Below are 4,006 nucleotides of genomic sequence, written 5' to 3'. Positions count from 1 at the left end.
GTGCGCAGATGCGTCTGCTGTACACCACGGCGCTTTACTACGACTACGTCGAGAAGGAAATCCCGCTGCCCGAACTCGGCCTCGCAGCATAAGCGCAGTGAACTCCCGAACCCGAATTCCTGAGGCAATTATGGCCTGGTATAAATCCTCCGATAGGCGCTGTGGGCAATCGACTTCTGCCGGCAATCCCCATTCGAATGCGCTGCGGAGAATCAGGCCGGAAACCGCGTTCTTCGCACCTTTTATTATTTGAGCCGAGGTCCCCCATGCATCCGCTAACCGCCCTCACGCCGGCCCACTTTTGTTATCTGGTTGGGGTAGTGGCTATCGTCGTGACGATGATCTGGCGCGCGAACGTCGTCGTTCCGGCCATCCTCGCGACCTTCGCCGTCGCGTTCGCTTTTTCGGGCAAAGTGCTCACCGGTCTGCAAGCCATTTTCATGGGCAGCCTGACCGCCGCGCACGAGCTGTTCAACATCTTTCTCGTCATCGCGCTGATGACCGCGCTGCTCAACGGGCTGCGCGAAATCGGCGCCGACGTGCGCATGGTCCAGCCCTTCCGCAAGATCATGATCAACGGCCACGTGGCCTTCGCGATCCTCGCGCTGATCACGTATCTGATCTCGCTGTTCTTCTGGCCGACGCCGGCCGTGCCGCTGGTCGGCGCGATCCTGATTCCGGCCGCGATCTACGCGGGCCTTTCGCCGCTCGGCGCGGCCGTCGCCATCGCCGTGGCGGGTCAAGGCATGGCGCTGTCGTCCGATTACGTGATCAAGGTCGCGCCCGGCATTAGCGCGAAAGCCGCCGGCACCGACATGCAATCGGTCGCCAACACGGCGCTGCTGCTTTCGGTGATCGCGGGCGCCGTCGCGCTCGGGCTCTGCTGGTACTTCACGGTGCGCAAGAACGTGCGCAAGCCTAGCGCGAGCAATCTGACCGAATGGGAATCGTCGGGCGAGAGCGGTCTGTTCGGTCAGCCGGAAGCGCATCAGGGCAGCTTCGCGAAAGCCGAACTCGCGCGCAGCACCAGCGGCGTGCATGAGGACGAAGACGGCGTGCCGGCGATGTCCGCCAGCGGCGCCGCCACGCTGACCCTGCCGATGGGCGGCGCGAACCCGCTGCAACGCCGCGAGATGTGGTCGCGCGTGTTCTCCATCGTCACGCCGCTCACGTTCCTCGCGGTCGTGGTCATCATGACGCGTCCCGAACTGGTCGGTGCATCGGTGATTCGCGGCGGCGACGCGGCATCGCTGATCGGCGGCATGGCGGCGGTGCTGATGATGCTCACGACGCTGTCGTACGGCCGCAAAGGCTTTCTCGACCGCACAGCGGGCCACATCATCGACGGCTTCGTGTTCGCGTTCAAGGCGATGGGCGCGGTGCTGCCGATCGCGGGCTTTTTCTTCGTCGGCGACAGCAGCACGGCGGGCCCGATCCTCGGCATCGAAGCCGGCGCGCACGTGCCCTCGCTGCTCTTCGAACTCGTGCAGTCGTGCAGCCAGTTCATTCCGCACAGCCCCGTGCTCGTGTCGCTCGGCGTGCTGCTCACGGGCATGATTACCGGCATCGACGGCTCCGGCTTCGCGGGCCTGCCGCTCACCGGTTCGCTCTCCGGCGCGCTCGCCCCGATGGTGCACATGCCCGCTTCCACGCTCGCCGCGATCGGACAGATGGGCGCGGTCTGGACCGGCGGCGGCACGCTGGTCGCGTGGTCGTCGCTGATCGCCGTCACGGGCTTCGCGCGCGTGCCGGTGCTGGATGCCGTGCGCGCACTGTTCGTGCCGGTGGTCTGCGGGCTGATTGCCGCCACGCTCGTCGCGGTCGCGATCAGCTAGACGGTCGCGGCCCATGACTTCTACGCTGATTCCTGCATCGCTGATGCAGGAGGGCTGGGCCGCCTTGCAGATCGTGTTCGTCAACGTTCTGCTGGGCGGCGACAACGCCATCGCCATTGCGCTCGCCTGCCGCTCGCTGCCGCCGAAACAGCAACGCATCGGTATTTTGCTGGGCACGGCGCTCGGCATCGTCTTGCGGCTCATGCTGATCGGCGTGATCGGCAAGCTGCTGGCGATTCCGTTCATGCACGTGATCGCCGCCGCGGTGCTGATGTGGATCGGCGCGCAGCTCGTGCGTCCCGGCGACGACGACCCGGCGGTGAGTTCGTCGTCGGCGCTCTGGAAAGCCGTCATGGCGATCGTCTGGGCCGATCTCGCGATGAGCCTCGACAACGCGCTCGCGACCGCCGCCGTGGCGCAGCCGCTGCCCGAAGCGACGCGGATCGTCGTGGTGTTCGTCGGCCTCGCGGTGGGCGCGCCGGTAATTGCGTTCGGCAGCCGGATCATCCTGACGCTGCTCGACCGTTTTCCGTCGCTTGTATACATTGGCGCAGCATTGCTCGGCTGGATCGCCGGCGAATTGCTGATGGCGGACCCGACCGCGAGCGCCGCGCTGCAAGCCCTGCTGACGCGGATTCCCGGCCTCAGCGCCGCAGCGGTCAACACGCTGATCTGTATTGCCGCTGCGGCGCTCGTATTGCTGCTGGGCCGAATGGCGGCGCGCCGCACTCGCCCGGCCTAGCCGCCGCCCTACCCTGCTCTATCCCGCCCTATATCCGGCGTCTCGCGCGGCAGAGTGACACGCTGCCGCGCGAGATCAACCCGCGCTTGTGTATCGTCTACAAAAAACAGGGAATGCGCTAAAATTCGACAATCAAGCTTGCACGGCCGACCGGCCATGCACAGACGCGCATGGAATCCCAATGAGCACACAGCCGGACCTTTCAGCAACGGCGTCGGATCGCGAACCGTCCAACTCCAATCCCATTCTTCACCGCCAGCTGTCCGAGCTGGTCACGGCCCGTATTCGCGAGTCGATCACGTCGGGCGCTTATGCGCCGGGCGCGCGCCTGATCGAAGGCCGCATCGCCGAGGAATTCAACGTGTCGCGCGTGCCGGTACGCGAGGCGCTGCGCGCGCTCGCGGCGGAAGGCCTTGTCGACGTACGGCCGCGCCACGGCGCGGTGGTCGCGTCGCTCGACCCGGCATCCGCGCGCGAAATGGTGCAGATCCGCGCCACGCTCGAAGGCTTGAACGCCCGGCTCGCCGCGGAACATTGCACGCCCGAACTCGCCGCCAAGGTCGCCGAAGTGCTCGCGGAAGGCAACGCGAAGCTGGCTTCGGGCGACACGGCGAAACTGCTCGACCTCAACGCGCGCTTTCACGACCTGCTTTATGCAGCGGGCGCGAACACGATGCTGGCCGACCTCATGCGCACGCTGCGCGATCGCTCGCGCCGCCTGTTCATGAACGCGACCGAAGACGAAATCCGGCTCACGTGGGAAGAGCACGCGGCCATTCTGCGCGCCGTTCAGGCTGGCGACGCGGCGTTGGCCGCCCTGCTCGCGGAACGCCACGTCATGCGCGCGGCCCAGCATTATCTGGGCACGGTTCCTAAATAACGCTCTTGCCATTCGTCCGAAGCCCCTTGCGCCCCGTCGGAAAGATTGGAATCGCGCTTGCCGGAGCGCGCGATCGATTTGATTCGTCATCCTGAGTAAACGCTCGTCACCGCGCATCAGGACTCAGGCCAGTTCCGCGACCGGAACAGATCGAGCAGCGCATGCACCTGCTTGCTCAACGGCACCTCGCGGCACCACACCGCACCCACGTCCATCGTCGGCACGGCCACGCTCAGATCGCGCCGGCTGATGCGCTTGCCCTCCAGCGACCATGGCCGATACACGAGATCGGAGAGAATCGTCACGCCTTCGCCGAGCGCGACAAGGCTGCGCACGGCTTCGATCGACGTACTCCGCACGCGCGGCGCGACCCCGAACGGCCCCCAATAGCTCTCCACCGTGCGCAAGTGCTCGTCCATATCGAGCAGCAGGAAGTTCTCGCGCCGTAGACCGCATTGAAAGTGTCTACATGAACGCCCCCCTTTGCGCCAGGTCTCCAAGGTGTTGACGAACAGGATGGGCTGCAGCTCTACATTCGTACATGGACTC

4 protein-coding genes and 1 pseudogene are annotated in these 4,006 nt (G+C 65.6%); 4 read left to right on the top strand and 1 reads right to left on the bottom strand.

The window, feature by feature from the left end; genetic code table 11:
• From BMY06_RS39415 to BMY06_RS37960, 4 genes and pseudogenes are all read left to right on the top strand, one after another.
• A pseudogene (locus BMY06_RS39415) lies at positions 1-92 on the top strand (TenA family transcriptional regulator); the annotation flags it as partial.
• A gap of 174 nt (positions 93-266) precedes the next feature.
• Entirely contained in the window at positions 267-1,835 is a 1,569-nt protein-coding gene (locus BMY06_RS37970; protein WP_074987914.1) for a hypothetical protein, read from the top strand.
• Positions 1,836-1,848: 13 nt separating this feature from the next.
• Positions 1,849-2,577 carry a YjbE family putative metal transport protein gene (locus tag BMY06_RS37965; RefSeq protein WP_080180398.1) on the top strand — a complete coding sequence of 243 codons (729 nt, stop codon included), beginning with the start codon at positions 1,849-1,851 and terminating at the stop codon, positions 2,575-2,577.
• 181 nt (positions 2,578-2,758) lie between these two features.
• Positions 2,759-3,457, top strand: a complete 699-nt coding sequence (locus tag BMY06_RS37960) for a GntR family transcriptional regulator (RefSeq protein WP_074987912.1) — start codon at positions 2,759-2,761, stop codon at positions 3,455-3,457.
• Positions 3,458-3,573: 116 nt separating this feature from the next.
• Here BMY06_RS37960 and BMY06_RS37955 read toward each other — a convergent pair.
• On the bottom strand, positions 3,574-4,006 hold a 433-nt coding region (locus BMY06_RS37955), incomplete at its 5' end, for a LysR substrate-binding domain-containing protein (protein ID WP_244174753.1).

This window comes from Paraburkholderia tropica, assembly GCF_900109265.1.
Classification (GTDB): domain Bacteria; phylum Pseudomonadota; class Gammaproteobacteria; order Burkholderiales; family Burkholderiaceae; genus Paraburkholderia; species Paraburkholderia tropica.
Note: the sequence above shows the minus strand (reverse complement) of the source record. Positions and strands in the feature narration are given on the sequence as shown.

Bases quoted from the DNA above. Each gene is read 5' to 3' on its own strand.
- BMY06_RS37960 (WP_074987912.1), top strand. From the start codon at position 2,759: ATGAGCACACAGCCGGACCTTTCAGCAACGGCGTCGGATCGCGAACCG.
- BMY06_RS37970 (WP_074987914.1), top strand. From the start codon at position 267: ATGCATCCGCTAACCGCCCTCACGCCGGCCCACTTTTGTTATCTGGTT.
- BMY06_RS37965 (WP_080180398.1), top strand. From the start codon at position 1,849: ATGACTTCTACGCTGATTCCTGCATCGCTGATGCAGGAGGGCTGGGCC.